Raw genomic sequence first — 24,355 nt, 5'->3', positions numbered from 1 at the left:
ACGACCCACCACGAAGGAGCACCATGACCCGCGTCGCCGCCGTTGACTGCGGCACCAACTCCATCCGGCTGCTCATCGCCGACATCGACGACCCGGCCGACATTTCCGACGCCCATGGGCGCACGCTGACCGACGTCGTCCGCAGGATGGAAATCGTGCGGCTCGGGCAAGGTGTCGATGTGACCGGTCGCATCGCACCGGAGGCGATGGAGCGCACCTTGCGCGTCGCCGCGGAGTATGCCGAGCAGTGCGCGCAGCACCGGGTGGAGCGCGTGCGGTTCGTGGCGACCTCCGCGTCCCGCGACGCCTCGAACGCAGCGGAGTTCACCGCCGGGATCGCCTCTGCCTTCAAGGGTTTCGGCATCCGACCGGAGGTCATCACCGGTGCCGAGGAGGCGCAGTTGAGCTTCCGCGGCGCGACGAGTGTGGCGGAGGACGCGACGCCCGCGCCATACCTCGTGGTGGACCTCGGCGGGGGGTCGACCGAGTTCGTGCTCGGCAGCACGGACGTGACGGCGGCCCGCTCCACCAACATCGGCTGCGTGCGGCTGACCGAGCGGCACCTGCACTCCGACCCGCCGACGAACTCGGAGATCGAGTCGGCGCTGACCGACATCAATGCCGCCATCGACGAAGCCGCGGCGGTGGTGCCGTTGGAGCGCACCGGTGCACTGATCGGGCTGGCCGGCTCGGTGACCACCATCACCGCCAATGCCCTCGGGCTGGCGGCCTACGACTCCGAGCGCATCCACGGCACCGAGTTGACCGTGGCGCAGGTGGAGGAGTCGTGCAATGCGCTGCTCGGTGCCACCCGGGAGCAGCGGGCGGCGCTCGGGTTCATGCACCCCGGCCGGGTGGACGTCATCGGCTCGGGTGCGCTGATCTGGCGCACGATCGTGCGGCGCGTCGCGGACGCGGCGGGCATCGACACGGTGCTCACCAGCGAGCACGACATCCTCGACGGCATCGCGCTCAGCCTCGTCTGACGGCCGCTCAACGACAGCTCAGCAACAACTCAACGACAACTCAACGACAACCGACGTGACGCGGCTCTCGTATGCCGCGCTCTTCCGACCACCAATAAAAACGATTACCCTCGTATAAAAGAAATCCGGTTGCCGCGCGCGATGGCGGCGCCGCGCGGGTTTCGAAGGAGGAGTCGCACATGGTGGTCGAGAGCTGGCGCAGGTCGGCGGCATGTCGCGGCGAGAATCCCGAGTTGTTCTTCCCGATCGGGACCGGTGGGCCGGCGGCTCGACAGATCGAGCAGGCCAAGGAGATCTGCCGACACTGTCCGGTGCTCGCTCAGTGTCTCGAGTCCGCGCTGGAGAATGGCGAGGACGAGGGCATCTGGGGCGGGACCACGCCGGAGGAGCGGCGGATGATTCGGCGCTCGCGGTCCCGGCGGCTGGCGGGCCTCGACGCCGTGCGGCGGGCTCGCATTGCGAACGCGAGCGACGATGCGGACACGTTGGCGGACACGTTCGACGACGACGGTGACGAGCGCGCAGCGATCAGTGATCCGACGACGGACGGTTTGCGTCGGTCAGCCGTGTGACGCAGAGATTCGGCTCGACGAACGGGTCGAGTCCCTCGGCGTCGACCGGAGCCTGCAACTCGGACAACACGCCGCGCATGAGGCCGAGGTGCACTGCGCAGACGACGTCGCCGTGCTCTTCGGCGACTTCGCGAAACGGGCACTGGTGCAACAGGATTCGCTTGTTCAGAGCCTTGTTCGGGGACTCGTTCGTCGGCTTGTTGTCGAGCTCGGGTGCGAAGCCGATCTCGTCGAGCAGCTCCACGAGCTGCTTGATGGCGCCGTCGCTGTCAGCGCGCTGGAACGGTGCCGGCCGATCGGTGAGGAAGTGGCCCCACGCCTCGCCGGCGCGGCGCGCGGCTTCGGTGGGCTCCGGCTCCTGGTCGGCGAGATAGCTGGCCAGGATCTCCGCGAGCAGCCGGTAGCTGCGGCGCCCGGACTGCGGACTGTCGGCGGTGGCGCTGTAGAGCGAGCGCGGGCGTCCCGGCACATCGCGCTGCTCGGTCGCGCGCTCGGCCAGGCCCTGCTCGACGAGGCCGTCCAGGTGGAAGCGGGCGGTGTTGGGGTGCAGCCGCACCTTCGCGGCGACATCGGTGACCGACATGGGTGTGCCGGCCGACTGCAGCGTGCCCAGCACCTCGGCTCGACTGTCGCCGAGGCTGGGTCCGTCCGAGGGGTCCGGACGGGTCAGGTCCTCGCGTTCCACACCCCCATGATCCCACAAGCCCCGAAGTCGACTGTATTTACGATCAGGTTGAGGACAAATAACGGCACGGTCGAGCCGCAGACCGCTCCGGACCGGGAGCCTGCCCACGGCTACGCTGACCGTGCCCTCGTAGCCCAATTGGCAGAGGCAGGCGACTTAAAATCGCTCGAGTGCGGGTTCGAGTCCCGTCGGGGGCACCGGGTGAGAGGTGGGCCGGCAGGCGGGTCCAGGGATGCACCGCCCACCGGCACACCCGTTCAGCGCACGCGATGCCGCGTGCAGATCTTGCCGCCCCTGATCTCGACGATGCTGCCCGGCGTGGTCGCGTCCTGGCCCATCGTGCCGGCATACACAGTGCCGTTCGGCGCGGTCTCGACCGAGACGACGCCGGGCAGATTGACCAGCGTGGAGACCCGGCCGTGGTTGACGACGGAGATCTTGCCGCCGAAAAGCTCTGCGACATAGACGTTTCCGTGCTTGCCGATCGCCAGGTTCGTGGCGCCGGCGAAGCCGTCGGCGAGCTTGGTGATCTTGTGCGTCGACGGGTTGACCTTCCACAACGCGCCGCGCGCGCCCAGCTCGGGGCCCTCGGGGCCACCGGGCAGCGTGGTCACGTAGATCTCGCCACCGGGCCCGACCTCGACATCGGTCGGCACCGGCTCGAAGTTGTAGGTGGTGCCTGCCACACAGCCCGGCATGCCCAACGCGTCGGCCTGATCGGCGGTGACGGTGTGCGGCTGGGGCGGGAACACCGCGACCGTGCTGATCCGCCCGCTGTCGGTCACCGACAGCAGGTCGTTGGCACCCGCGTCGGCCAGCAACCAACTGTTGCCGTTGCGGGCGACCGAGTAGGCGTGGGAGTCCAGGGCCCCGGTGTATTTCGGGCCGAGGACATCGGTGACGCACGGGTCTTCGGTCTGCGGTCCGTAGGAGTTCACCGCATCCGGGTTGTGTTTGGCCTCGTATGCCGTGGTGTCGGCATACACCGTGCCGCCGCCGGGTCTGCGCACGTGCACCCCGGATGCGAAATTCTCCATCGTCGATTCGTCGCTGACCGTGGAGGTGTAGGCCAGCCAGGCGCCCCGGGTGGCGACACCGGACGCACCGGGCACGCCGGAGACGAGGGGCGAAATGGTGCCGTTCCGTCCGACGGAGCCGACCAGGCCTGCGCCACCGTCTGCGACGAGCACGCGACTGCCGTGCACCTCCAGGTTGAACGGCGCACCGACCGAGGTGGACACGGTCCGCGGTGGTGACGGTTTCGGGTGTGCCGAGGCGATGCCCGGCACGCTGACTGCCAGACCGGCAGCAGCGCATCCGACGATGAGGGGGCGCAGATGGCGCATGGGGGCCTCCGATCCGACCCGCCGCTGAGACAGGTCTCCGCTCCTCGGGTGTCGGCCCTGGATCACGCCCGTAGGAGATTTGTCGGTCGCACGGGGTGGGCGACCGTGCAGGCCATTGTGTGCGAGATCGCGGCCGCCGCGACGATTAATTGCGGGCGGCTTCTCGGCGAGCTAGGTCACCGCGCCGAGCTGCCACGGCACGAACTCCTCCTGGCCGAGGTCGAGCTCCTCGCTGACGGTCGGTCGCCCGGATGCCACGGCGATAATCTGCTGGAAGATCTTCTCGCCGACACCCTCAAGCGTGTCCGTCCCGTCGACGATGGTGCCGCAGTTGAGGTCGATGTCCTCCGGCATACGTTGATAGAGAGCGGAATTCGTGCCGAGCTTGATGCTCGGCACCGGCTTGCACCCGAAGACCGAACCACGTCCGGTCGTGAAGCACACGACGTTCGCACTGCCGGCGACGATGCCGGTCACCGACACCGGGTCATAACCGGGGGTGTCCATGAAGATGAGGCCGGATCCCGTTGGGGTTTCGGCATACTCGACCACTTCAGTGAGGTCGGCGTGCCCTGCTTTGGCCACGGCACCGAGTGACTTCTCCAGGATCGTGGTGAGGCCGCCCGCCTTGTTGCCGGGGGAGGGGTTGTTGTCCATCGTTCCGCCGCCCGCGGCGGTGTAGTCCCGCCACCAGTCGAGCCGAGCGAGCAGTGCGCGACCGACGTCCTCGGAGACTGCACGGCGGGTCAGCAAACCCTCGGCGCCGTGCACCTCCGGTGTCTCGGCGAGGATCGACGTGCCGCCGTAGGAGACCAGGCGGTCCGACGCCACACCGAGGGCGGGGTTGGCGGTGATGCCCGAAAACCCGTCGGAGCCACCGCAATTGAGACCGAGGACCAGCTCGGAGACGTCGCACGGGACCCGGCGCAGCGCATCGATCGGGCCGAGCATCCGCTCGATCGCAGCGACGCCTGCGCGGACGGTCCGCCGGATCCCGCCCTCGTCCTGGATCACCAGATGCTCGATGAGGGTGGACTCCGGAATGTCCGCAGCATCGATCACGCGCGAGGACTGCAGCATCTCGCAACCGAGCCCGACGACGAGCAGTCCGGCGATGTTCGGGTGGGCGGCATACCCGCGCAAGGTGCGCATCAGCACCCGTGCGCCCTCGCTCTCGGTGACCAGACCGCACCCGCTGCGGTGGGTGAGCGCGACGACTCCGTCGACGTTCGGGTAGGCATCGAGCACCGGTCCGCGGAACTGGTCGGCGATCATCCGGGCGGTGCTGGCCGAGCAGTTCACCGAGGTCAGGATGCCGACGTAGTTGCGCGTGCCGACCCGCCCGTCCGAGCGCGGGTAGCCCTGGAAGGTGGGGCGTTCCCCGGCCGCCGGGGTGAGGGTGTGCCGGTCCGTGCCGAACTCGTGCGGCTCGTCGGCCTCGGAGATCTGCAGGTTGTGGACGTGCACGTGGTCGCCGACAGCGATGCCTGTCGTGGCGCGGCCGATCGTCGCGCCATACTTGCGGACCGGCGAGCCGGACCCGAGAGCGACGACGGCGACCTTGTGGCCGAGCGGCACCGACGACCGGACGGTCACGGTGGTGGAACCGGCCGGCTCGGCAGCCCCGGCGATCTCGATGGCCTCGCCGGCCGACAGCGCACGGGTCGCCACAGCGACGTCGTCGCCGGCGGCGAGCAGGAGCAGTCCGTCGTTCACCAGTCGTGCACCGTTCCGTCGAGACGACGATTGACCGGGAGGTATGCCGTTGTGTATTCGAAGGATTCGGCTGCCGCGTCGTCGTAATCGACGCCGAGGCCCGGTGTCTCGCCGGGGTCGAGGAGGCCGTCGGTGAAGGTGTAGCTGGTGCGGAAGACGTTCAGGGTGTCCGCGGAGTGCTGCATGTATTCCTGGATCCCGAAGTTGTGCAGCGCGATGCCGAGGTGCAGGTGCGCGGCCTGCCCGACGGGAGAGATGTCGGTCGGACCGTGGAAACCGGAGCGGATGCCGTAGATCGCCGCGAAGTCCATCAGCTTCTTCAGCGCGGTGATGCCGCCGGTGTGGGTGACGGCCGAGCGGACGTAGTCGATGAGCTGCTCGGTGATCAGCGTCTGGTAGTCGAACACCGAGTTGAAGACCTCGCCGATGGCCAGGGGAGTGGTGGTCTGCGACCGCACGCGGCGCAGCGCCTCCTGGTTCTCACCCGGTGTGCAGTCCTCCAGCCAGAAGAGGTCGTAGGGCTCCAGGCTGCGGCCGAGGATCGCCGCTTCGTTCGGTGACATGCGGTGGTGACCGTCGTGCAGCAGTGGCAACTCGGGCCCGAACTCGCCCCGGACCGCCTCGAAAATCGTTGGCACGTGGCGCAAATAGGCTCGCGTGTCCCATGTTTCCTCGGCCGGCAACGCCTGCCGCTTGGCCGGCTCGTAGTCGTAGCGCTGTCCCGGCTGCTGGTCGGTCGCCACGCCATACACCTGGCCCAGGCCGGGCACGCCGGTCTGGACACGGATCGCGGCATACCCCTGCTCGAGGTGGTTGCGGATCGAGGTGAAGAGTGCGTCGGTGCTGCTCCCGGACGCGTGCCCGTAGGCGAGGCAGCCACGGCGGGACCGGCCGCCGAGCAGCTGATAGAGCGGCATACCAGCGGTTTTCGCCTTGATGTCCCACAGCGCCATGTCCACGGCGGCGATCGCCGCCATCGTCACCGGCCCGCGCCGCCAGTAGGCGCCTCGGTAGAGGTACTGCCAGGTGTCCTCGATGCGGGTCTCGTCGCGGCCGAGGAGCAACGGGGTCAGATGATCCCGCAGGTATGCCGCAACGGCGAGCTCGCGCCCGTTGAGGGTGGCGTCACCCAGCCCGGTGACACCGTCCTCGGTCGTGAGGCGCAACGTGACGAAATTGCGACCAGGACTGGTCACCAGGACCTCGGCGGATCTGATTGCCATGTCTCTCCTTCGTGGGCTGCGGGTGCGGGATCAGTCGGCCGGCGCGGCGTATGCCGTCAGCGCGAGGCGGTGGGACAGGTCGACCATCGTGTCCAGCGCTTCGTCCATCGACAGCCGTCCCTCGGCGACGAGGCGCCCGAGATAACCGGCGTCGATGCGGCGCGAGAGGTCGTGTCGTGCCGGGATAGAAGCGAATGCCCTTGTGTCGTCGACGAATCCGCTGGTGTTGTAGAAACCTGCGGTCTCGACGGCGGACTCGCGGAAGCGCCGCATCTGCTCGGGGCTGTCCAGGAACCACCACGGTGCACCGAGGCGCACCGACGGGTAGGCACCGGCAAGGGGGGCGAGCTCGCGCGAGTAGACCGTCTCGTCGGTGGTGAACAGGATGCAGCGGAACCGGCTGCTGAGGCCGAAGCGGTCCAGCAGCGGGCGCAGGTTGCGGGTGAACTCCACTCCCACCGGTATGTCGAATCCCCGGTCGGGTCCGTGCGATCGGTAGACGGTGCTGCTGTGGTTGCGCAGCACGCCGGGGTGCAACTGCATGACCAGGCCGTCCTCGGCGGACATCTCGGCCATCTGGAAGAGCATGTGCGCGGCGAACGCCGCGGCCTCGCTCTCCTGCACTTCGCCGGTCAATGCTGATCGGTAGATCCGCTCCGCGTCGGCGTCCGCCAGCGGTGTGGTGTCGGCGCTCAGGTGTCCGTGGTCGGTAGCTCGTGCGCCGGCGGCTCGGAAGGCCCGCCGGCGCTGACGCAGGGCAGCGAGGAAGCCGTGGTAGTGGCCGGTGTCGACATCGGAAACTGTTGCCAACTGCTGGATTTCGTCCGGCCAGCCGGGGTGACCGACGTGCACCAGGGAGTCGGGACGGAAGGTGGGAACGATCCGGTCGGTGCCCAGTTGCTCGGCGAGCCGGGCGTGCGTGGACAGGTCGGCCAGCGCCGAGTCTGTGGTGGCGAGGATCTGGACGTTCATCCGGTCCAGCAGCGCCAGCGGCCGGAAGTCGTCTCGCGCGAGGGTGTCGGTGAGCTGGTCGTAGAGGGCGTCGGCGTTCTGCGCCGATGGCGCCTCGGGCAGGCCGAATATCTCCGCCAGCTCGTGCTCCAGCCAGTAGCGGGTCGGCGTGCCGCGGAAGAGGTGCCAGTTGGCGCAGAAGCGTCGCCAGATGGCGCGGGGGTCCCGCTCGACCGGCACGGCGACCTCCCCGGTGTCGTCGTCGGTGTCATTGGCGCTCTCGCGGTAGGGCACGCCGAGCTCTGCATGGCGGTAGCCCTGCGAGACCAGCATCCGGACCAGGTAGTGGTCCGGTGTGATGAGCAGCTCGGCCGGGTCACCGAACGGTTTGTTCGCGGCGAAGAGGTCGACGTCGACATGCCCGTGCATCGACACCAGCGGCAGGTCCGCTGCGTGCTGGTAGATCGTGCGAGCCAGCTCCCGCGTCGTCGGATCGGCGGGGAACGCTCGGTCGGGATCGAGCTGCCACTGGTCAGTCATTGCACCCATTTCTGAAATAGCTTGCAAGCGATTGCAGAGTCACTATGCACCGTCGCACGTTGTTCGATCAAGAGGTAAAAGCAATGTTTGCAAGCAAATTCGCGGTACACCCGTTGTGTCGGCAGATGGCGACTCTCTCGGATGTAACGGTTCGATAACGACGATTGACGTGTTTGTGGGCACGATTGCACGATGTGTCGCACCGCACATTCCAAGGAGGTGGCCGGTGATGTCATCCATCACCGTGCACGACGTGGCCGAGGCCGCGGGCGTGTCCGCATCGACGGTTTCCCGGGCACTCTCGGGCAACACCGCCGTGGCTTCGGCGACCCGTGATCGAGTGGTCGCGGCAGCGCGGCAACTCGGCTATCGACCGAATCTCGCCGCGCGCGGCCTGATCACCGGCACCACTCACAACATCGGCCTTGTCGTTCCTGACCTGGAGAATCCCTACTTCGCCTCCATCACCAAGAGCGTCCAGAGCCGTGCACTCGCGGCGGGGTATTCGGTGTTCATCGCCGACTCCGACGAGGACACCCGCACCGAGCTGGAGTTGGTGCATCAGCTCGCCAAGCAGGTGGACGGACTCATCCTGTGCTCGCCGCGTATGTCGGCCGACGAGATCGCCGGCATCGCCGACCAGACGATGATGGTGCTGATCAACCGCGAGTGGGAGGGACTGACCTCGGTCATCGTCGACGACGAGGAGATCATCCGTCTCGCACTGGAGCACCTGCACGCCCTCGGGCACCGCAAGATCGCGTATGTCGGAGGGCCGGAGAGGTCCTGGTCGAACCAGAAGCGCTGGGCGGCCATCCAACGCAACACCCCGACCTTCGACGATCTCGAGGTCGACAAGATTGGTTCCTACGCACCGAATTTCGACGGCGGACAGTCCGCCGCCGACGTGGTGGTCGCCTCCGGTGCGACTGCCGCACTGGCCTACAACGACCTCGTCGGCCTCGGCATCCTCGCCCGGCTCAACACTCGCGGGATCCGGGTGCCCGAGGACCTGTCGGTCATGGGCATCGACGACGTCAACGTCGCAACGCTGGTCTCGCCCGGCCTGACCACCGTGCGATCCCCGCTGAAGAAGGTCGGACGCGCCGCCGTCAATTACCTGGTCGACCTGATGGACCCCACCGACCGGCCACGCCCGGCTGAGGAGCTGTCGGTCCAACTGGTGGTCCGGCAGTCCACTTCGGTGCCGTCGCAGCAGCGCTGAAGTCTCTCCCCACCCACAGCGTGACTTGCACGCTCACCAGATCCAAGGAGCGAAATCGTATGCGTTTCACCACAGCTGGGGCAGTCGCCGCACTCGCGGCTGCCAGCCTCACCATGACCGCGTGCGGGACTCCGGGTGGCGGCGGGTCCGACCCGTCGAAGGCCCTCAAGGCCTCCGCCGTACCCACCAAGCCCTCGAAGGGCGTCACGCTCAACATCCTCGATGTCGCCGGCAACAAACAGCTGACCGGCTCGATCTTCGATTCGTTCGCCAAGGAGAACCCCGACGTCATCAAGAAGGTGACCTGGCAGACGGCTGGAGCGCCGGACATGGCGGGCAAGGTCAAGGCGCAGCAGGACGCCGGCAACCTGCACATCGACCTGGTCCTCACCGGCACCGACGGCCTGTCCGCGGGGATCGAGCAGGGACTCTTCGTCAACATGAAGAAGTTCTCGAGTCGACTGTCCAACATGGACAATTACCAGGCGCCGGCCGCAAAGATGCAGAAGCTGGCACAGGACCAGGCCGTCGAGCTGGTCTACTACCCGTCCGGCCCACTGCTGGAATACAACCCCGCCAAGGTCAAGAACCCGCCGAAGACCGCGGACGAGCTGCTGGCCTGGGCGAAGGCGCACCCCGGCAAGTTCGGTTACGCGCAGCCGGCGAACTCCGGCCCGGGCCGCACCTGGCTGATGGGGCTGCCCTACATCCTGAAGGACAAGGACCCGAGCGATCCCGTCAACGGCTGGACCAAGACCTGGAAGTACCTGCAGAACATCGGCAAGTACGTCAAGACCTACCCCACCGGCACCAGCGTCACGATGAACAACCTGAAGACCGGCGCCTGGGACATGGCCATGACCACAACGGGCTGGGACATCAACCCGCGCGCGCTCAATCAGGTCCCCAAGAACTTCAAGGTGACCTCACTGGAAGGCTTCAAGTGGGTGGGCGACGCGCAGTACGCAGCAGTGCCCAAGGGCGTCTCGTCGGACAAGATGTCCGCGATCCTGCAGGTGCTCAACTACGCGCTGACCAAGAAGCAGCAGGCCAAGACGTATGACGACGGCTATTTCTACCCGGGCCCGGCCGTCAAGGGCGTGACGATCGACATGGCCCCGCCCAAGAGCCAGCAGGTGATCAAGGAGTACGGCCGGACCGAGTACGCCGACCTCATCAAGTCCAACCCGGTCGTGACACCGATCGATGCACAGAAGCTGGTCAAGGCATTCAGCATGTGGGACAAGAAGGTCGGCGGCGGGAAGGCGCCGAGTAAATGAGCAAGTCTCAGGAGGACTTCAGCACCCTGCGGCTGGACGGGCTGACCCGCAGCTTCGGCGGACAGACCGCGTTGAACAACCTCGACCTGGACATCCGGCGCGGCGAGTTCATCGCACTGCTCGGACCGTCGGGCTGTGGCAAGTCGACCGCACTGAACTGTGTCGCGGGCCTGTTGCCGCTGACGGCCGGCCGGATCCTGCTGGACGACCGACAGGTCGATCACCTGCCGCCGGAGAAGCGCGGCTTCGGCATGGTCTTCCAGAATTACGCGCTCTTCCCGCACCTGACGGTGCGCAAGAACATCGCGTTCGGACTGCAGATGCGCAAGGTGCCGCGGGCGGAGATCAAGCAGCGGGTGGATGAGGCGATCGACCTGGTGCAGCTCGGTCCGCACGCCACGAAACTGCCGGGGCAGTTGTCCGGTGGACAGCAGCAGCGCGTCGCGATCGCGCGTGCAGTGGTGCTGCGGCCGCCGCTGGTGCTGATGGATGAGCCGCTGTCCAACCTGGACGCAAAGCTGCGCCTGGAGATGCGCACCGAGATCCGGCGCCTGCACCAATCGCTTGGGCTGACAACCATTTACGTCACGCACGACCAGGAGGAGGCGTTGTCGCTGGCGGACCGGCTGGTCGTGCTGCGCCTCGGTAAGGTCCAGCAGATCGGCACACCGCAGGAGTTGCACGAAACCCCGTCCAACGCGCACGTCGCCGACTTCATGGGCTACCGCAACCTGTTCGAGGGCGAGGTGCAGCGGGTCGAAGCCGACGGTGCACGGGTGTCGCTGCTCGGCACGACGGCCGACGGTGTGGGCGTCGGCCCGCTCGCGGTCGGGGACCGGGTCCGGGTCGGCATCCGGCCGGAAGACCTGGTGATCGGCGAGCCGCACGAGTCGCAGGCGCTCGAGGTGGACGCCACCGTCGACGTCGTCGAATACCAGGGCCGGGAGTTCGCCGTCGAGGGACACCTCGCCGGCGGTGAGTCGGTCCACGTCCGCACCAGCGAGCGACCGTCGGTCGGCAGCGTCATACGACTGACAGCGCAGGCGCGCCGCGTGCTGGTGTTCCCGGCCGACTCCGAGGCTCCGAAGTCCGCTGACCGCTCCGCCGAAACCCTTGCAGGAGCGGGTGTTTCGACATGAGCGCACCGGTGATCGACAAGCAGCGGCAGTCAACGGGAGGCGGCTCATCGCACAAGCCGTCGCTGGTGCACCGGATGGCCGAGCACGGCATCGATCGCACCTTGCTGCTGCTGGTGCCGGGCCTGCTCTTCGTGATCGTGCTGTTCGTCTATCCGTTCCTCTACGGGCTCAACCTGTCGCTGCACCCCAACAAGGGTGGGATGTTCGGCGCCTACAAGGCGTTCTTCACCGACCCGGAGATGCGTGGCTGGGAGTCGCTGTGGATCACCCTGAAGCTCTCGCTGCCCGCAGCGCTGATCAACGTTGCCGCGTCGATCCCGCTGGCCTACATGATGCGTGGCAACTTCCGCGGCAAACGGTTGCTGACCACGATCCTGGTCGTGCCGATCACGCTCGGCACGGTGCTCACGGCAGAGGGCCTGCTGAACTTCTTCGGCCCGCGCGGCTGGTTCAACCGCTTCCTCGGGCTGTTCGACCTCGGACCGGTGCAGCTGGTGCAGAACTACTGGGGTGTGCTGTGGTCGCTGATCATCTCCGGCTTCCCCTTTGCGTTCCTGCTGATCCTGTCCTACATGTCCGGGATCGACCCCTCGCTGGAAGCGGCGGCGAAAACCCTTGGGGCTGACTGGAAACAGCGTTTCCGCCGGATCATCATGCCGCTGCTCGCACCCGGCCTCGCGACGACCTTCTGCCTGACCTTCGTGCTGGCCTTCAGCGTCTTCCCGTCCGCGATCCTCGTCGGCGACCCGTCCGGGTCGACCCGTGTCGTGGCGTATGTCGCCTACAACGCGTGGGGCCAGATGTTCGACTACCCGCTGGCGTCCGCGTCGGCGATCGTGATGGGAGTCGTCGAGATGATCGTGATCGCCATGGTGCTGATGCTGCGCTCGACCATGTACAAGGGAGCCACCGGAGGTAAGGGCTGATGAGCACTCTCGTCGGCGGGCCCGCGCCCGCAGCAGCCGAGCGGCGCCGCCGCCTCATCGCGTCACCGGGCAAGTTCCTGACCTGGGGCGGTATGGCGATCTTCCTGATCCTGCTCTTCGGGGTGATCGCGTCGGTCGTAGTCAACTCGTTCGCCGGCAAGTGGTTCGACAGCTGGTTGCCGACCAGTTACAGCGGCTCGTGGTACGGCAAGGCGTGGTCGCAGTACGACCTGACGCAGGTCGTGTCGACCACGCTGATCGTCGCGGTCGCGGTGGTTGTGCTGTCGGTGGTCATCGGAGTGCCCGCGTCATACGTCCTCGCACGCAAGAAGTTCCCCGGCTCCAGGCTGGTGATGCTGCTCTTCCTGTTGCCGATCATGATGCCGCCGATCACCTACGGCATCCCGCTGGCGACGCTGCTGAACTACTACCACCTGGCACCCGGCCTGGTCGGTGTCATCCTGGCCAATCTGGTGCCGTCCGTGCCGTTCGTCGTGTTGACGATGACGCCGTTCATCGAGCAGATCAATCCGTCGATCGAGTCGGCGGCCCGGATGTGCGGCGCCTCCACGTCGCGGCTCTTCGTGCGGATCCTCGCCCCGTTGCTGGTTCCCGGCATGCTGGCCGCTGCCGTGCTGGTTTTGGTGCGCACGGTCGGGATGTTCGAGCTGACCTTCCTGACGTCGGACTCGAGCTCCAACACGCTGGTGGTGGCGCTGTTCACCGCGATGACGGGTGCGGGCATCCGGGCGCAGCAGTCGGTCGATGCGATGGCCGTGATCTACATGCTGTCGATGCTGGTGCTGCTCGTGATTGCGCTGCGCTTCGTCAACCCGACCCAACTGGTCGCCCGCGTCGACGACTCCAAGGACTGAGCGATGCAGCGACTCTCGGCCGGCACGCTGCCGAAGGCTCCGATCACCGGTGTCCAGCTGCCCCGCCGCCCCGGCCGGGAAAATGCTCGAACAGGCTTGGTGCACCTCGGGATCGGTGCTTTCCACCGCGCACATCAGGCGGTCTACACCGAGGTCGCTTGTGCCGCGACGGGCGACGACCGCTGGGGTGAGCTCGCCGTCACCGGCCGGTCGGCCACCGTCGTGCACCAGCTGGAGCCGCAGGACTGCCTCTACGGCGTGCTGACCAAGTCGGCCGACGAGACTGCGCTGCGGGTGGTCGGCGGCATACGCCGGGTGATCAGCGGAGGCGACGATGCCGGCACGGCGATCGCTGCGCTCGCCGACCCGGACGTGCACGCTGCGACGCTCACCATCACCGAGAAGGGTTACCCCCGCGCCGCGGACGGCGGGCTCGCGCTCGGCACGGATGCCGTCACGGCGGATATCGCCGCATTGCGTGCCGTGCTCGCCGGGGGTGCACCAGGCGCGCGCCCCGGGTCGTCGGTCGGCGTGCTGGCGGCAGGTCTCGCCGCGCGCTTCGCCGCCGGGGGAGCGCCGATCACCGCGATCAGTTGCGACAACCTGCCGGGCAACGGCAGCCAATTGCGCCGGCTCGTGCACGAACTCGCCGATGCGGCGGGGGAGTCGGAGCTGCTTGCCTGGCTGGGGAAGGCGGTCGCCTTCCCTTCGACGATGGTCGACCGCATCGTGCCCGCCACCACCGATCGTGACCGGGCGGAAGCAGCGCAGCTGCTGCACCTGCAGGACGAGGCGCTCGTCGTCGCCGAACCCTTCGGACAATGGGTGATCGAGGACCGCTTCGTCGCGCCACGTCCCGCGTGGGAAGAGGCCGGAGCGACGCTTGCCGCGGACGTTGCGCCATACGAGATGGCAAAGCTGCGGATGCTCAACGGCACCCACTCACTGCTGGCCTACCTCGGCGCGTTGCGCGGGCATCGGACGATCGCCGAGGCCGTCACGGACCCCGAGCTGTATGACGCCGCCCGAGCCCTGCAGCGCCAGGACGCGGCCCCCACGCTCGAAGCGCCGCCGGGCGTCGACCTGGCGGCATACGGCGATCAGATCCTGCAGCGCTTCGCCAACCCGCACCTGCCGCACACCACCGTTCAGGTCGCGATGGACGGCTCACAGAAGCTACCGATCCGCCTGCTCGACACGGCACGGGACCGGTTGCGCGCCGGCGTAACCCCGCGCCTCTGCGCGCTCGCGGTCGCCGCCTGGATGGTCTACGTCCACCGTGGCCGGGACGCATCGGGTCGCGAGCTGCCGCTGAACGACCCGATGGCAACGCTGTTGCGCGAGCGTGCAGCCGGGCCCGAGCGGGGTCTGGCGGACCGGATGCTGGGGATCGATGCGATCTTCGACGCCGAGATCGCCGGCTCCGACGACTTCCGAGGTGCAGTGCGCGATGCGGTTGCGACGTTGGCGCGGCGGAACAGTCACGCGGCCCCGCAGCGTTGAGGAAGGTGAAGGTGTGGTTCCTGTCGCCTAGACTGCGACCAGGGATCACCCGGCACAGCTGTTCGACCACACGATAGGGACTGCCCATGGCATCAAATCCGGTGTTCAACCGGTTCAACGACGACCTCTCCAAGGGCCGTTTGTCCGGCGACCAGCCGCAATACGGCCAGTTCAGCTCCCCGGAGCAGCAGCAGGCCTCGCGCTACGGCTACCCGCAGCAGGGCTACCCCCAGCAGCAGGGCTATCCGCAGCAGGGTCAGTTCAGCCAGCCGGCGCCCGACCTGGAGAAGATGTACGACCAGCCTGCGGCCACCGGTCGCCAGGCCGGCCGGATGACGCTGGACGACGTCGTCACCAAGACGCTCGGCCTCTTCGGGGTGTTGTTGGTCTTCGCCGCCATCGGCTGGTTCGTCGGCAAGGAGAACCAATCGGTCGGGATGGCCCTGTGGCTCGGCGGCATGTTCGTCGGTCTCGCGATCGGCTTCGTGATCTCCTTCAAGCGGGTGATCTCGGTCCCGCTGATCCTGGCGTATGCCGTCTGTGAAGGCCTGTTCGTCGGCGCGGCCAGCGGGTTCTTCAACCGGGTCTACCCGGGCGTCGTCGCCGAGGCCGTGCTGGCCACCCTGTGCGTCTTCGCCGGGATGTTCGCCGGCTGGAAGTTCGGCATCATCCGGGTGACCGAGCGGTCCCGCAAGATCTTCGGCCTGATGGCGATGGGCTACCTGCTCTTCGCCCTGGTCAACGTCGCACTGGTCCTGACCGGTGTCATCGACAACCCGTTCGGCGTCGGTGGCAACGGCCCGCTCGGCATCATCATCAGCGTCTTCGCCGTCGGCCTGGCGTCCTACTCGCTGGCCGTCGACTTCGACTCGATCCAGCGCGGCGTTGCCGCGCAACTGCCGGAGAAGTACTCCTGGCTGATGGCACACGGCCTGCTGGTGTCGGTCGTCTGGCTCTACATCGAGTTGCTGCGCCTCTTCGCACGGCTGCAGAGTCGCTGATCGAGCAAGCCCACAGCAGACAGAGGTCGAGCACGCGTTCCCGTCGGAGCGCGTGCTCGACCTCTTCGCCGTCCCGGACGACCTGCACCCGTTGCCCGGTGGGCAGGGCGCCAGCGTGCTCGCGGGTGACCTCGTCCTCAGCCCGGGGCGGGATCGGTTGATCGCCGACGAGCTGAGCCCGATCCTCGCGCGTCGCGCCGTCGAGTTGGACACCCGCCCGCGCCGCGACCTGCGCATCGCTATGCCGATCCCGGCGCGGGACGGCAGTTGGGTCGGCGACGGCTGGTCGGCGTCCCGCTATGAGCCGGGCAGTCGCACCTGCACCGACGCGGCCGTCGTGCGTGCCACTGGCGCGTTGCTGCACGCGGAGCTGGCACAGGTGGTGCGCCGGTGGCCGCTCGCAACGCAACCGCCGCGCAGCCGCTGGGACCTCGCCGAGCGAGTCGCGTTCGGTGACGCGCAGCTGCACGACGGCGAGTTCGCCGAGCCCCAAACCGAATTCGCGCGCGAGTTGCTCGATCTGTGCACCGACGAGCCGCTCGGGCGCAACCAGTTGGTCCACGGCGACCTGGCCGGCAACGTGTTGCTGGACGCCGATGACGTTCCGGTCGTGATCGACTTCGCTCCCTACTGGCGGCCTGTGTCCTGGTCCGACGCCGTGACCGTGCTCGACCTCGTCATGTGGTCCGACGCGGACCCGCACCTGATGTACGAGTGGACTGGCGGTCCGCACCGGCAGGCGATGCTGCGCGCGGGGATCTTCCGCGTCCTGTCCGACCTCGAGCCGGACGAGGAGCACGTCGCGCGCTACCGGAGGACTCTCGAACCGTTGCGCTGAGGGAGCTGGCCAGGCGTGGCTGCGGCTGGCCGAGCTTGTCGAGGTCGCGGTCGCCGCGTTCGCCCAAGTGCCAGGCGAGAGTCAGGGCAATGCGCGCCGGAGGTGTGTCAGGCCGCGCTCCGCCTCTGCGGCGAAGCCGGCACGGCACGCGTCATACACCATGACGGTGAGTTGATCGGCGAGTGCCGCCTCGCCCAGATCCGGTATGACGAGCCGCTCCAGGCCGTCCTGTCGGCGCACCTCGTCGGCCAGTTGCTGCGCGAGTTCGCGCAGCAGACAAGCGTTTTCGCGCGCCTGGTCGGCCGGGAGCTGGTGCCAGCGGCGGGTCACCCGGCGCAATTCGGTCGCGGCATTGTCCACCACCCCAGCGTAGAACGACACACCGCGCTCCATACCGACCAGCACGACCGCGCGTTTAGGGTGGTTTGGTTCTTTTGCCTATCAGGGAGGTTCGATCCATGTCCGCTGCGAGCACCGCCGAACGATCGGTAGTGCGGGAACTCACCGTTCGCGGCATCGTCATCGGCGGTCTGATCACCCTGGTGTTCACGGCTGCGAACGTCTACCTCGGACTGAAGGTCGGGCTCACCTTCGCCACCTCCATCCCGGCCGCCGTGATCTCGATGGCGATCCTGCGCTATTTCGCCGATCACTCGGTGGTCGAGAACAACATCGTGCAGACCATCGCCTCCGCAGCGGGCACGCTGTCCGCGATCATCTTCGTCCTACCGGGTCTGGTGATCGTCGGCTGGTGGACCGGATTCCCTTACTGGACAACGATGGCCGTGTGCCTCATCGGCGGCATCCTGGGTGTTGCCTACTCCATTCCGCTGCGTCGGGCGTTGGTCACCGGATCCGACCTGCCCTACCCCGAAGGCGTCGCAGGCGCCGAGGTCCTGCGGGTCGGTGACAGCACCGAAGGCGCCGAGGAGAACCGCCGCGGGCTGCGCGTAATCATCGCGGGTTCCGTTGCCGCTGCAGGATATTCGTTGCTCGCCGCGCTGAAGGTCGTCGCCGGTTCTTTGCAGAAGGTCTTCCACGTCGGCGGTGGCGGCACCATGGTCGGCTCCAGCCTGTCGCTGGCGCTCATCGGCGTCGGGCATCTCGTCGGACTGGGCGTCGGCATCGCGATGATCGTCGGGCTGCTGATCTCCTTCGGCGTGCTGCTGCCGATCAAATCGTCCGGTCACCTGCCGGCGCACGGCGACATCACCGACGCCGTCAGCGGCGTCTTCTCGACGGACGTGCGCTTCATCGGCGCGGGCGCGATCGCGGTCGCCGCCGTCTGGACGCTGCTGAAGATCATCGGCCCGATCGTCGGCGGCATCAAGGACGCCATCGTCTCCAACCGTGCCCGGCAGAGCGGCAAGGAAGTCGAGATGGTCGAGCGGGACATGCCGATCACCATCGTTGCTGCGATCGTCGTGCTGTCCCTGATCCCGATCGGCCTGCTGCTGTGGGGTTTTGCTCACGACACGGCGCTGAAGGGCAGCTTGACCGGCATCATCGTGCTCAGCCTGATCTTCGTGCTCGTCATCGGACTGGTCGTTGCTGCCGTCTGCGGTTACATGGCCGGTCTCATCGGCTCCTCGAACAGCCCGATCTCCGGCGTCGGCATCCTGGTGGTGCTGGCGGCCGCGTTGCTGATCAAGGCCGTCCACGGCGGGGGCAGTGGTGCTGACGCGGAAGCCCTCGTGGCGTTCACGCTCTTCACCGCCGCGATCGTCTTCGGCGTCGCGACGATCTCCAACGACAACCTGCAGGACCTCAAAACCGGTCAGCTGGTCGGCTCTACGCCGTGGAAGCAGCAGGTCGCGCTGATCATCGGCGTCGTGTTCGGGTCGCTCGTCATACCGCCGATCATGGACCTGATGAACAACAGCTTCGGCTTCCTCGGAGCTCCCGGCGCAGGCAAGGATGCGCTCGCAGCGCCGCAGGCGTCGCTGATCTCCTCGCTCGCCAAGGGCGTGTTCGGCGGTTCGCTCGACTGGGGCCTCATCGGTCTCGGTGCCGCCATCGGTGTTGTCGTGATCATCGTCGACGAGATCCTCGGCAAGACCACCGGCCGCTTGCGCCTGCCGCCGCTCGCGGTCGGCATGGGCATGTATCTGCCGATCTCGCTGACGCTGATGATCCCGCTGGGTGCGGTCATCGGCACGTTCTACAACCGCTGGGCGGACCGCAACACCCAGAAGCCGGAGCGCGTCAAGCGGCTCGGCGTGCTGGTCGCGACCGGCTTCATCGTCGGTGAGAGCCTCTTCGGTGTGTTCCTCGCAGCAGTCGTCGCCGCGACGGGTGACGACGAGCCGCTGGCCGTTGTGGGCGATGGCTTCCTGCACTGGGGCGAAGCGCTGGGCGTGGTGCTCTTCGTGGGGCTGATCGGCGCTGCCTACCAGTGGACCCGGAAGATCGCCACCGCTCCGGACACCACTGTCGACAGCAAGAGCTGACTGGCGGCATACCGGCTGACATACAGAGTTCGGCCCCGGATCGCAGTTGCGGTCCGGGGCCGAACTTGTATGGCGCACAGGGGGTTTGCGCCGGGAGTTAGGGGAGGGGCGTCAGGAGAGGCGCTCGTAGATGATCGCCATGCCCTGACCGCCGCCGACGCACATGGTCTCCAGTCCGAACGTGCCGTCGGTCTCCTGCAGGCCGTTGAGCAGCGTCGTGGTGATGCGAGCACCGGTCGACCCGAACGGGTGGCCGAGCGCAATCGCGCCGCCGTGCACGTTGAGCTTGTCCAGGTCCATGCCCAGGTCGTCCGCCGACGGAAGCACCTGTGCCGCGAAGGCCTCGTTGATCTCGTAGAGGTCGAGGTCGCCGATCGTCATACCTGCGCGCTGCAGTGCCTGACGGGATGCCTCGACCGGGCCGAGGCCCATGATCTCGGGGGAGAGGGCGGAGACACCGGTCGACACGACGCGGGCGAGCGGGGTGAGGCCGAGCTCCTTGGCCTTGGTGTCGCTCATGACGACGACCGCAGCGGCGCCGTCGTTGAGCGGGCAGCAGTTGCCGGCTGTCACGGTGCCGTTCTCGCGGAAGACCGGCTGCAGCGTCGACACCTTCTCCAGTGTCACGCCGGCGCGCGGGCCGTCGTCGGTGCTGACCACGGTGCCGTCCGGCAGAGTCACCGGTGTGATCTCGCGGGCGAAGAAGCCGTCGGCGATGGCCTGCTCGGCGCGGTTCTGGCTGCGCACACCCCACTCGTCCTGCTGCTCGCGGGAGATGCCGCGGAAGGTGGCGACGTTCTCGGCGGTCTGGCCCATCGAGATGTAGATGTCCGGCAGGCTGCCGTCCTCGCGCGGGTCGCTCCAGGTCGCGTTGCTCTTGGCCGTCTGCTCGGTGCGCGCGATGGCGTCGGCGAACTTCGGGTTCTGCCAGTCGGCCTTGCTGCCGCCCGCACCGGAGAAGTCGGCGTAGCGGGAGACGCACTCGACGCCGGCCGAGATGAAGACGTCACCCTCACCGGCCTTGATGGCGTGCGCGGCCATCCGGGTGGTCTGCACCGACGAGGAGCAGAAGCGGTTGACGGTGGCGCCGGGCAGGTGGTCCCAGCCGCCGAGGACCGCGACCACGCGCGCCAGGTTGTTGCCGTGCTCGGCCCACGGCTCGGCGCAGCCGAGGTAGAGGTCCTCGACGAGCGCCGGGTCCAGGTCGGGCACCTTCGCCAGTGCGGCCTGGATGACCTGGACGCTCAGGTCATCGGGCCGGATGTCCTTCAGGGATCCCTTGAACGCGCGGCCGATGGGCGTGCGCGCGGTGGAAACGATGACAGCTTCGGGCATGAGGTCCTCCGTCGGTGCGGGAGCGTGGTCGGTAGGGAAAGTTACTCGTCAGTAATGCCGTCGAGTGTATGGCGTGCCGGCCGCCCGCCGGTCGGCGCCTCGCGGGGCCGCCCGGTGAAGCGGTCAGTCGCGCAGGAGTGCCGCGGTCGCGGCGATCTCGTCGGGGTCGCCCGCTTCCGGGATCCACGGCAACTGCAACGGATCGTCGGTGTAGCGCGGCACGACATGCATGTGGAAGTGGAAGACCGTCTGCCAGGCCTCTGCACCACAGCAGTTGAGCAGGTTGATCCCGTCGGCGTCGAGGCGCTCCTTTGCGAGGCGAGCAACCTGCTGCGCGGACTGGGTGACCGCGGCGAGTTCGTCGGGTTCGATCGTCAGCAGGTCCGGGGCGTGGTTCTTCGGGATCACCAGGGCATGGCCGCGGGTGCCGGGGTTGAGGTCCATGAACGCCACGGTCCGGTCGTCCTCATAGATCTTCTCCGAGGGCAGATCACCCGCGACGATCTTGCAGAAGATGCATTCAGCGTCGGTCGTCATATCCCGACTCTAGCCCCGCGTTCGCACGCGTCGGAGGCGGTCGGGACTCGTGCTCCGACTAGTGGTCCGACTCGTCCTGTGCGGTGTCCCTGGAGCCGTCGCTCGAGTGGTCCTTCGAGCGGTCGGACGAGTCATCTGCCGAGGTGTCCCGCGTGCCGTCGTCCGGGAGTTCGCCTGAGCCGTCGACCTGTTCATCGACATGTTCGTCGATGCTGTCCGCCGTCTCATCGCCGTGCCCCGCCTGCCCCACGGTGTCCGGAGCCGGCAGCGGGTGCCGATGACGGCGCAGCAGCACCGCCCACGGGCCGCGCACGTTGCGGGCGACGCCGTCGACTTCGGTGGCAGTGACCTCGGTGCCCGGATCGCGGGCCGCGCGGCGGGCCGCCGAGGCCACCGGTCGGACGCCTTCGCCGCGCAACCGGTCCGGCGTGCGACCGGTGTCCAGGGACGTCTCACCGAGCGCGTCCCACACGCTGGGCAGCAGTGCGGACGCGGCGCGGGCGTAACCGGCCGACGACGGGTGGAAGCGGTCCTTGGAGAACATCACCGCCGGTCGATCGGAGAACTCGTGGCCCAACAGGTCACCCAACGACACGGTGCGGCCGCCCATCTCGACCACGGTGCGGGTCTGCGCCGCCGCCAGGTGTCGTGACCAGCGCCGAGCGAGCTGACGCAGCGGCGGAGGCACCGGCTTGATGACGCCGAGGTCAGGGCAGGTGCCGACGACGACCGGACTGCCCGCGTCGCGCAGCCGGCGCACGGCCTCGGCGAGATGCTCGACGGCGTCGGTCTGCGACAGCCGGCTGGTGACGTCGTTGGCTCCGATCATGATCAGCGTGACGTCGGGGTGCTCGACCTGGGCGAGTGCCTGGTCGAGCTGGCTGTCGAGGTCGGGTGAGGTCGCACCCACGACTGCGACGTTGGTCAGCCGGACCGGCCGCCCGGCGAAGGCCGCGACCGCTGTCGCGATCGTCGCGCCGACGGTCTGGGTGGGCTCGTCCGCGCCCATGCCCTTCGCGGTGGAGTCACCGAGGACGAGGAACTCGATGGGGTCGCCGGGCGCGGCGCCATACACGCCGTTGTCGTCAGGTGCACCGTCGAAGGGTTGTCCCACCACGCGGCGCGCGATCGCGGCCTCGCCCTTGAGCACGCCCCAGCCGCCGAGGAAGCCGGCCGCGCTGACACCGGCGGTGCCCGCGACGTAGGTCGCCGCCTTGCGAGCGATCGATGCGCGACTCATGCCTGGCCCACCCCGTCTCCTTCGTTGCCACCGGTCGAACCGCGGTTGCCCAATGTTCTCATCATCCGTCGTCGCGATGATCGGCCGCGGTCGGTCGTGTGATGCCCACACGGTGGCCGCCGCCGTCTGAGACGATCAGCTCATGAAGTTCGCTGAGCACATCGCCGATCTGGTGGGTGGAACCCCGCTGGTCAAACTGTCCAAGGTCACCGAAGGCATCGACTGCACGGTTCTTGCCAAGGTCGAATACGTCAATCCGGGAGGTTCGGTCAAGGACCGGATCGCGCTGCGCATGATCGAGGCTGCCGAGCAGTCGGGCGCGCTGCAGCCGGGTGGCACCATCGTCGAGCCGACCTCGGGCAACACCGGTGTCGGACTGGCGCTGGTCGGCCAGCGCAAGGGATACAAGTGCATCTTCGTCTGCCCCGACAAGGTGAGCGAGGACAAGCGCAACGTGCTCAAGGCGTATGGCGCCCAGGTCGTGGTCACCCCGTCGTCGGTGCCACCCGAGCACCCGGACTCCTACTACAGCGTCTCGGACCGGATCGCCGCGGAGACTCCCGGCGGCTGGAAGCCGGACCAGTACTCCAACCCCGAGGGCCCCAACTCGCATTACCACTCGACCGGTCCGGAGATCTGGGCCGACACCGACGGTGAGCTCACCTCGTTCGTCGCGGGCATCGGCACCGGCGGCACCATCACCGGCACTGGTCGCTTCCTGCGTGAGGTCTCCGCCGATCGCGCCGGCGGCCGGGTCACGGTGATCGGCGCGGACCCGGAGGGTTCGGTCTACTCCGGCGGCACTGGTCGCCCCTACCTCGTCGAGGGCGTCGGCGAGGACATGTGGCCGCGCGCCTACGACCCCGCGATCCCCGACGAGGTGATCGCGGTCAGTGACGCCGAGTCGTTCGCGATGACCCGACGGCTGGCGCGCGAGGAGGGCCTGCTGGTCGGTGGCTCCTGCGGTATGGCGGTCGTTGCCGCGTTGCGGCACGCACGGACGCTGCCGAAGGAGGCGACGGTCGTCGTCCTGCTGCCGGACTCCGGTCGTGGCTACCTGTCCAAGATCTTCGACGACACCTGGATGGGCAGCTATGGGTTCCTGCCCGAGCAGGCCGAGGAGCAGACGGTCGGCAGTGTGCTGGCCGCCAAGGAGGGCTCGATGCCCGCTCTGGTTCACACCCACCCGAACGAAACGATCCGTGACGCGATCCAGATCCTGCGGGAGTACGACGTGTCGCAGATGCCGGTCGTCAACGCCGAGCCCCCGGTCATGGCCGGCGAGGTGGCCGGTTCGGTGAGCGAACGCGAGCTGCTCGATGCGCTGTATGCCGGCTCCGCGCACCTTGCGGACCCGGTGGAGCGGCACATGGCCGAGCCGCTGCCGATGATCGGCGCCAATGACCGGGTGTCGGGCGCCCGGAGCCTGCTGAACAAGCACGATGCGCTCATGGTGGTGCAGGACGGCAAGCCGGTCGGGGTGCTGACCCGGGCCGACCTGCTCAGCCTCCTGGTGGACTGACTGACCAACGGACCGATGGACCGTCGCCGGCCGGCGGAGCGCCGCGAGGGCGCCCTGTCGACCGGCACGATCCGGCGCGATCCGCCGCCGCCGGGTGATCCACCAGCTCAGGAACCGCGAAAAACCGCGGAATGACGCCGATTTGGTAGTTGCCGCTTCGGTGGTCTACTGTTCTTCATGTCAGCCCAACGGGGCGGCAAAGCGGGAAGCGAGAGCCGACCGCAACCGCCCACCGAAGACTGGCTGATCGGATTTTGAGTCCGGTCAGACGGTCTGCTAAGCTGACAACGTCGCTCGGAGCCAAGTGCGCGAGAGTCGAGATCGAAGATCTGGACTTGCCGCCCAAGAGCCGAGTGGACACCAACCAAGATGCACAGTTCTTGCTGATGCGTGGCGCCTGCCGCGAGGATGCGAGTGTCTGGTCGTTTTTTGAGAACTCAACAGCGTGTCGAATGATTGATGCCA

The 24,355-nt window shown here is 67.7% G+C and carries 20 protein-coding genes, 1 tRNA gene and 1 pseudogene; 13 read left to right on the top strand and 9 right to left on the bottom strand.

Annotated features, from left to right (window positions below; genetic code table 11):
* Positions 1-23: 23 nt before the first annotated feature.
* Together ACSZL9_RS18640 and ACSZL9_RS18635 are read left to right on the top strand one after the other, a co-directional pair.
* A complete protein-coding gene (locus ACSZL9_RS18640; protein WP_446667031.1) occupies positions 24-986 on the top strand; it encodes a Ppx/GppA phosphatase family protein in 963 nt (320 codons plus the stop codon).
* A gap of 179 nt (positions 987-1,165) precedes the next feature.
* Positions 1,166-1,408: pseudogene (locus tag ACSZL9_RS18635) on the top strand (WhiB family transcriptional regulator); the annotation flags it as partial.
* Between the two features lie 106 nt (positions 1,409-1,514).
* On the opposite strand, the gene ACSZL9_RS18630 reads toward ACSZL9_RS18635, so the two are convergent.
* Positions 1,515-2,243 carry a helix-turn-helix transcriptional regulator gene (locus ACSZL9_RS18630; protein ID WP_446667030.1) on the bottom strand — a complete coding sequence of 243 codons (729 nt, stop codon included), beginning with the start codon at positions 2,241-2,243 and terminating at the stop codon, positions 1,515-1,517.
* Between the two features lie 123 nt (positions 2,244-2,366).
* Between ACSZL9_RS18630 and ACSZL9_RS18625 the strand changes: the two genes are divergently transcribed.
* Positions 2,367-2,440 (top strand) — tRNA-Leu (locus ACSZL9_RS18625).
* A 60-nt stretch (positions 2,441-2,500) separates the two neighbouring features.
* On the opposite strand, the gene ACSZL9_RS18620 is transcribed toward ACSZL9_RS18625, so the two are convergent.
* The 4 genes from ACSZL9_RS18620 to uxaC form a co-directional block, all read right to left on the bottom strand.
* Positions 2,501-3,589, bottom strand: coding sequence for a ScyD/ScyE family protein (locus ACSZL9_RS18620; protein WP_446667029.1), 1,089 nt, complete (start codon positions 3,587-3,589; stop codon positions 2,501-2,503).
* 171 nt (positions 3,590-3,760) lie between these two features.
* A complete protein-coding gene (locus tag ACSZL9_RS18615; RefSeq protein ID WP_446667028.1) occupies positions 3,761-5,305 on the bottom strand; it encodes a UxaA family hydrolase in 1,545 nt (514 codons plus the stop codon).
* Entirely contained in the window at positions 5,302-6,528 is a 1,227-nt protein-coding gene (gene manD, locus ACSZL9_RS18610) for a D-mannonate dehydratase ManD (protein ID WP_446667027.1), read from the bottom strand. The genes ACSZL9_RS18615 and manD overlap by 4 nt, the downstream gene beginning before the upstream one ends.
* Positions 6,529-6,558: 30 nt before the next feature.
* On the bottom strand, positions 6,559-8,019 hold the full coding sequence (uxaC, locus tag ACSZL9_RS18605; RefSeq protein ID WP_446667026.1) for a glucuronate isomerase: 1,461 nt from the start codon (positions 8,017-8,019) through the stop codon (positions 6,559-6,561).
* A gap of 229 nt (positions 8,020-8,248) precedes the next feature.
* Between uxaC and ACSZL9_RS18600 the strand changes: the two genes are divergently transcribed.
* The 8 genes from ACSZL9_RS18600 to ACSZL9_RS18565 all read left to right on the top strand — a co-directional run bounded on the left by ACSZL9_RS18600 (position 8,249) and on the right by ACSZL9_RS18565 (position 16,806).
* The gene (locus tag ACSZL9_RS18600) at positions 8,249-9,244 is read left to right on the top strand and encodes a LacI family DNA-binding transcriptional regulator (RefSeq protein ID WP_446667025.1); all 996 of its coding nucleotides are present in this window, start codon (positions 8,249-8,251) and stop codon (positions 9,242-9,244) included.
* Positions 9,245-9,303: 59 nt separating this feature from the next.
* Positions 9,304-10,524 (top strand): extracellular solute-binding protein, encoded by a 1,221-nt coding sequence (locus tag ACSZL9_RS18595; protein ID WP_446667024.1) that lies wholly within the window; start codon positions 9,304-9,306, stop codon positions 10,522-10,524.
* A complete protein-coding gene (locus ACSZL9_RS18590; RefSeq protein ID WP_446667023.1) occupies positions 10,521-11,663 on the top strand; it encodes an ABC transporter ATP-binding protein in 1,143 nt (380 codons plus the stop codon). Before ACSZL9_RS18595 ends, ACSZL9_RS18590 begins: the two co-directional genes overlap by 4 nt.
* Positions 11,660-12,589, top strand: coding sequence for an ABC transporter permease (locus tag ACSZL9_RS18585; protein WP_446667022.1), 930 nt, complete (start codon positions 11,660-11,662; stop codon positions 12,587-12,589). The genes ACSZL9_RS18590 and ACSZL9_RS18585 overlap by 4 nt, the downstream gene beginning before the upstream one ends.
* Positions 12,589-13,464, top strand: coding sequence for an ABC transporter permease (locus ACSZL9_RS18580; protein WP_446667021.1), 876 nt, complete (start codon positions 12,589-12,591; stop codon positions 13,462-13,464). The genes ACSZL9_RS18585 and ACSZL9_RS18580 overlap by 1 nt, the downstream gene beginning before the upstream one ends.
* A gap of 3 nt (positions 13,465-13,467) precedes the next feature.
* A complete protein-coding gene (locus tag ACSZL9_RS18575; protein ID WP_446667020.1) occupies positions 13,468-14,967 on the top strand; it encodes a mannitol dehydrogenase family protein in 1,500 nt (499 codons plus the stop codon).
* A gap of 86 nt (positions 14,968-15,053) precedes the next feature.
* The gene (locus tag ACSZL9_RS18570) at positions 15,054-15,968 is read left to right on the top strand and encodes a Bax inhibitor-1/YccA family protein (RefSeq protein WP_446667019.1); all 915 of its coding nucleotides are present in this window, start codon (positions 15,054-15,056) and stop codon (positions 15,966-15,968) included.
* A gap of 52 nt (positions 15,969-16,020) precedes the next feature.
* The gene (locus ACSZL9_RS18565) at positions 16,021-16,806 is read left to right on the top strand and encodes an aminoglycoside phosphotransferase (protein ID WP_446667018.1); all 786 of its coding nucleotides are present in this window, start codon (positions 16,021-16,023) and stop codon (positions 16,804-16,806) included.
* A gap of 81 nt (positions 16,807-16,887) precedes the next feature.
* Here ACSZL9_RS18565 and ACSZL9_RS18560 read toward each other — a convergent pair whose 3' ends face one another.
* Positions 16,888-17,187, bottom strand: a complete 300-nt coding sequence (locus ACSZL9_RS18560; RefSeq protein WP_446667017.1) for a hypothetical protein — start codon at positions 17,185-17,187, stop codon at positions 16,888-16,890.
* A gap of 77 nt (positions 17,188-17,264) precedes the next feature.
* On the opposite strand from ACSZL9_RS18560, the gene ACSZL9_RS18555 reads away from it, so the two are divergent.
* Positions 17,265-19,256, top strand: coding sequence for an OPT family oligopeptide transporter (locus ACSZL9_RS18555; protein ID WP_446667016.1), 1,992 nt, complete (start codon positions 17,265-17,267; stop codon positions 19,254-19,256).
* 111 nt (positions 19,257-19,367) lie between these two features.
* On the opposite strand, the gene ACSZL9_RS18550 is transcribed toward ACSZL9_RS18555, so the two are convergent.
* The 3 genes from ACSZL9_RS18550 to ACSZL9_RS18540 form a co-directional block, all read right to left on the bottom strand.
* On the bottom strand, positions 19,368-20,591 hold the full coding sequence (locus ACSZL9_RS18550) for an acetyl-CoA C-acetyltransferase (RefSeq protein WP_446667015.1): 1,224 nt from the start codon (positions 20,589-20,591) through the stop codon (positions 19,368-19,370).
* Between the two features lie 123 nt (positions 20,592-20,714).
* A complete protein-coding gene (locus ACSZL9_RS18545) occupies positions 20,715-21,128 on the bottom strand; it encodes an HIT family protein (protein WP_446667014.1) in 414 nt (137 codons plus the stop codon).
* A 58-nt stretch (positions 21,129-21,186) separates the two neighbouring features.
* Positions 21,187-22,368 (bottom strand): SGNH/GDSL hydrolase family protein, encoded by a 1,182-nt coding sequence (locus ACSZL9_RS18540; protein ID WP_446667013.1) that lies wholly within the window; start codon positions 22,366-22,368, stop codon positions 21,187-21,189.
* Positions 22,369-22,510: 142 nt separating this feature from the next.
* Here ACSZL9_RS18540 and ACSZL9_RS18535 point away from each other — a divergent pair, with 142 nt between their 5' ends.
* The gene (locus tag ACSZL9_RS18535) at positions 22,511-23,890 is read left to right on the top strand and encodes a cystathionine beta-synthase (RefSeq protein ID WP_446667012.1); all 1,380 of its coding nucleotides are present in this window, start codon (positions 22,511-22,513) and stop codon (positions 23,888-23,890) included.
* Positions 23,891-24,355 lie beyond the last annotated feature (465 nt).

Source organism: Flexivirga sp. B27 (assembly GCF_052905685.1).
This window is presented reverse-complemented; position numbering and strand designations above follow the sequence as displayed.

What these genes read in the sequence shown, in the direction of transcription:
- uxaC (WP_446667026.1), bottom strand. Translation starts at nt 8,019, where the DNA reads ATGACTGACCAGTGGCAGCTCGATCCCGACCGAGCGTTCCCCGCCGAT.
- ACSZL9_RS18580 (WP_446667021.1), top strand. Translation starts at nt 12,589, where the DNA reads ATGAGCACTCTCGTCGGCGGGCCCGCGCCCGCAGCAGCCGAGCGGCGC.
- ACSZL9_RS18550 (WP_446667015.1), bottom strand. Translation starts at nt 20,591, where the DNA reads ATGCCCGAAGCTGTCATCGTTTCCACCGCGCGCACGCCCATCGGCCGC.
- ACSZL9_RS18535 (WP_446667012.1), top strand. Translation starts at nt 22,511, where the DNA reads ATGAAGTTCGCTGAGCACATCGCCGATCTGGTGGGTGGAACCCCGCTG.
- ACSZL9_RS18595 (WP_446667024.1), top strand. Translation starts at nt 9,304, where the DNA reads ATGCGTTTCACCACAGCTGGGGCAGTCGCCGCACTCGCGGCTGCCAGC.
- ACSZL9_RS18585 (WP_446667022.1), top strand. Translation starts at nt 11,660, where the DNA reads ATGAGCGCACCGGTGATCGACAAGCAGCGGCAGTCAACGGGAGGCGGC.
- ACSZL9_RS18575 (WP_446667020.1), top strand. Translation starts at nt 13,468, where the DNA reads ATGCAGCGACTCTCGGCCGGCACGCTGCCGAAGGCTCCGATCACCGGT.
- ACSZL9_RS18570 (WP_446667019.1), top strand. Translation starts at nt 15,054, where the DNA reads ATGGCATCAAATCCGGTGTTCAACCGGTTCAACGACGACCTCTCCAAG.
- ACSZL9_RS18545 (WP_446667014.1), bottom strand. Translation starts at nt 21,128, where the DNA reads ATGACGACCGACGCTGAATGCATCTTCTGCAAGATCGTCGCGGGTGAT.
- ACSZL9_RS18555 (WP_446667016.1), top strand. Translation starts at nt 17,265, where the DNA reads ATGTCCGCTGCGAGCACCGCCGAACGATCGGTAGTGCGGGAACTCACC.
- ACSZL9_RS18590 (WP_446667023.1), top strand. Translation starts at nt 10,521, where the DNA reads ATGAGCAAGTCTCAGGAGGACTTCAGCACCCTGCGGCTGGACGGGCTG.
- ACSZL9_RS18620 (WP_446667029.1), bottom strand. Translation starts at nt 3,589, where the DNA reads ATGCGCCATCTGCGCCCCCTCATCGTCGGATGCGCTGCTGCCGGTCTG.
- ACSZL9_RS18540 (WP_446667013.1), bottom strand. Translation starts at nt 22,368, where the DNA reads ATGAGTCGCGCATCGATCGCTCGCAAGGCGGCGACCTACGTCGCGGGC.
- ACSZL9_RS18640 (WP_446667031.1), top strand. Translation starts at nt 24, where the DNA reads ATGACCCGCGTCGCCGCCGTTGACTGCGGCACCAACTCCATCCGGCTG.
- manD (WP_446667027.1), bottom strand. Translation starts at nt 6,528, where the DNA reads ATGGCAATCAGATCCGCCGAGGTCCTGGTGACCAGTCCTGGTCGCAAT.
- ACSZL9_RS18600 (WP_446667025.1), top strand. Translation starts at nt 8,249, where the DNA reads ATGTCATCCATCACCGTGCACGACGTGGCCGAGGCCGCGGGCGTGTCC.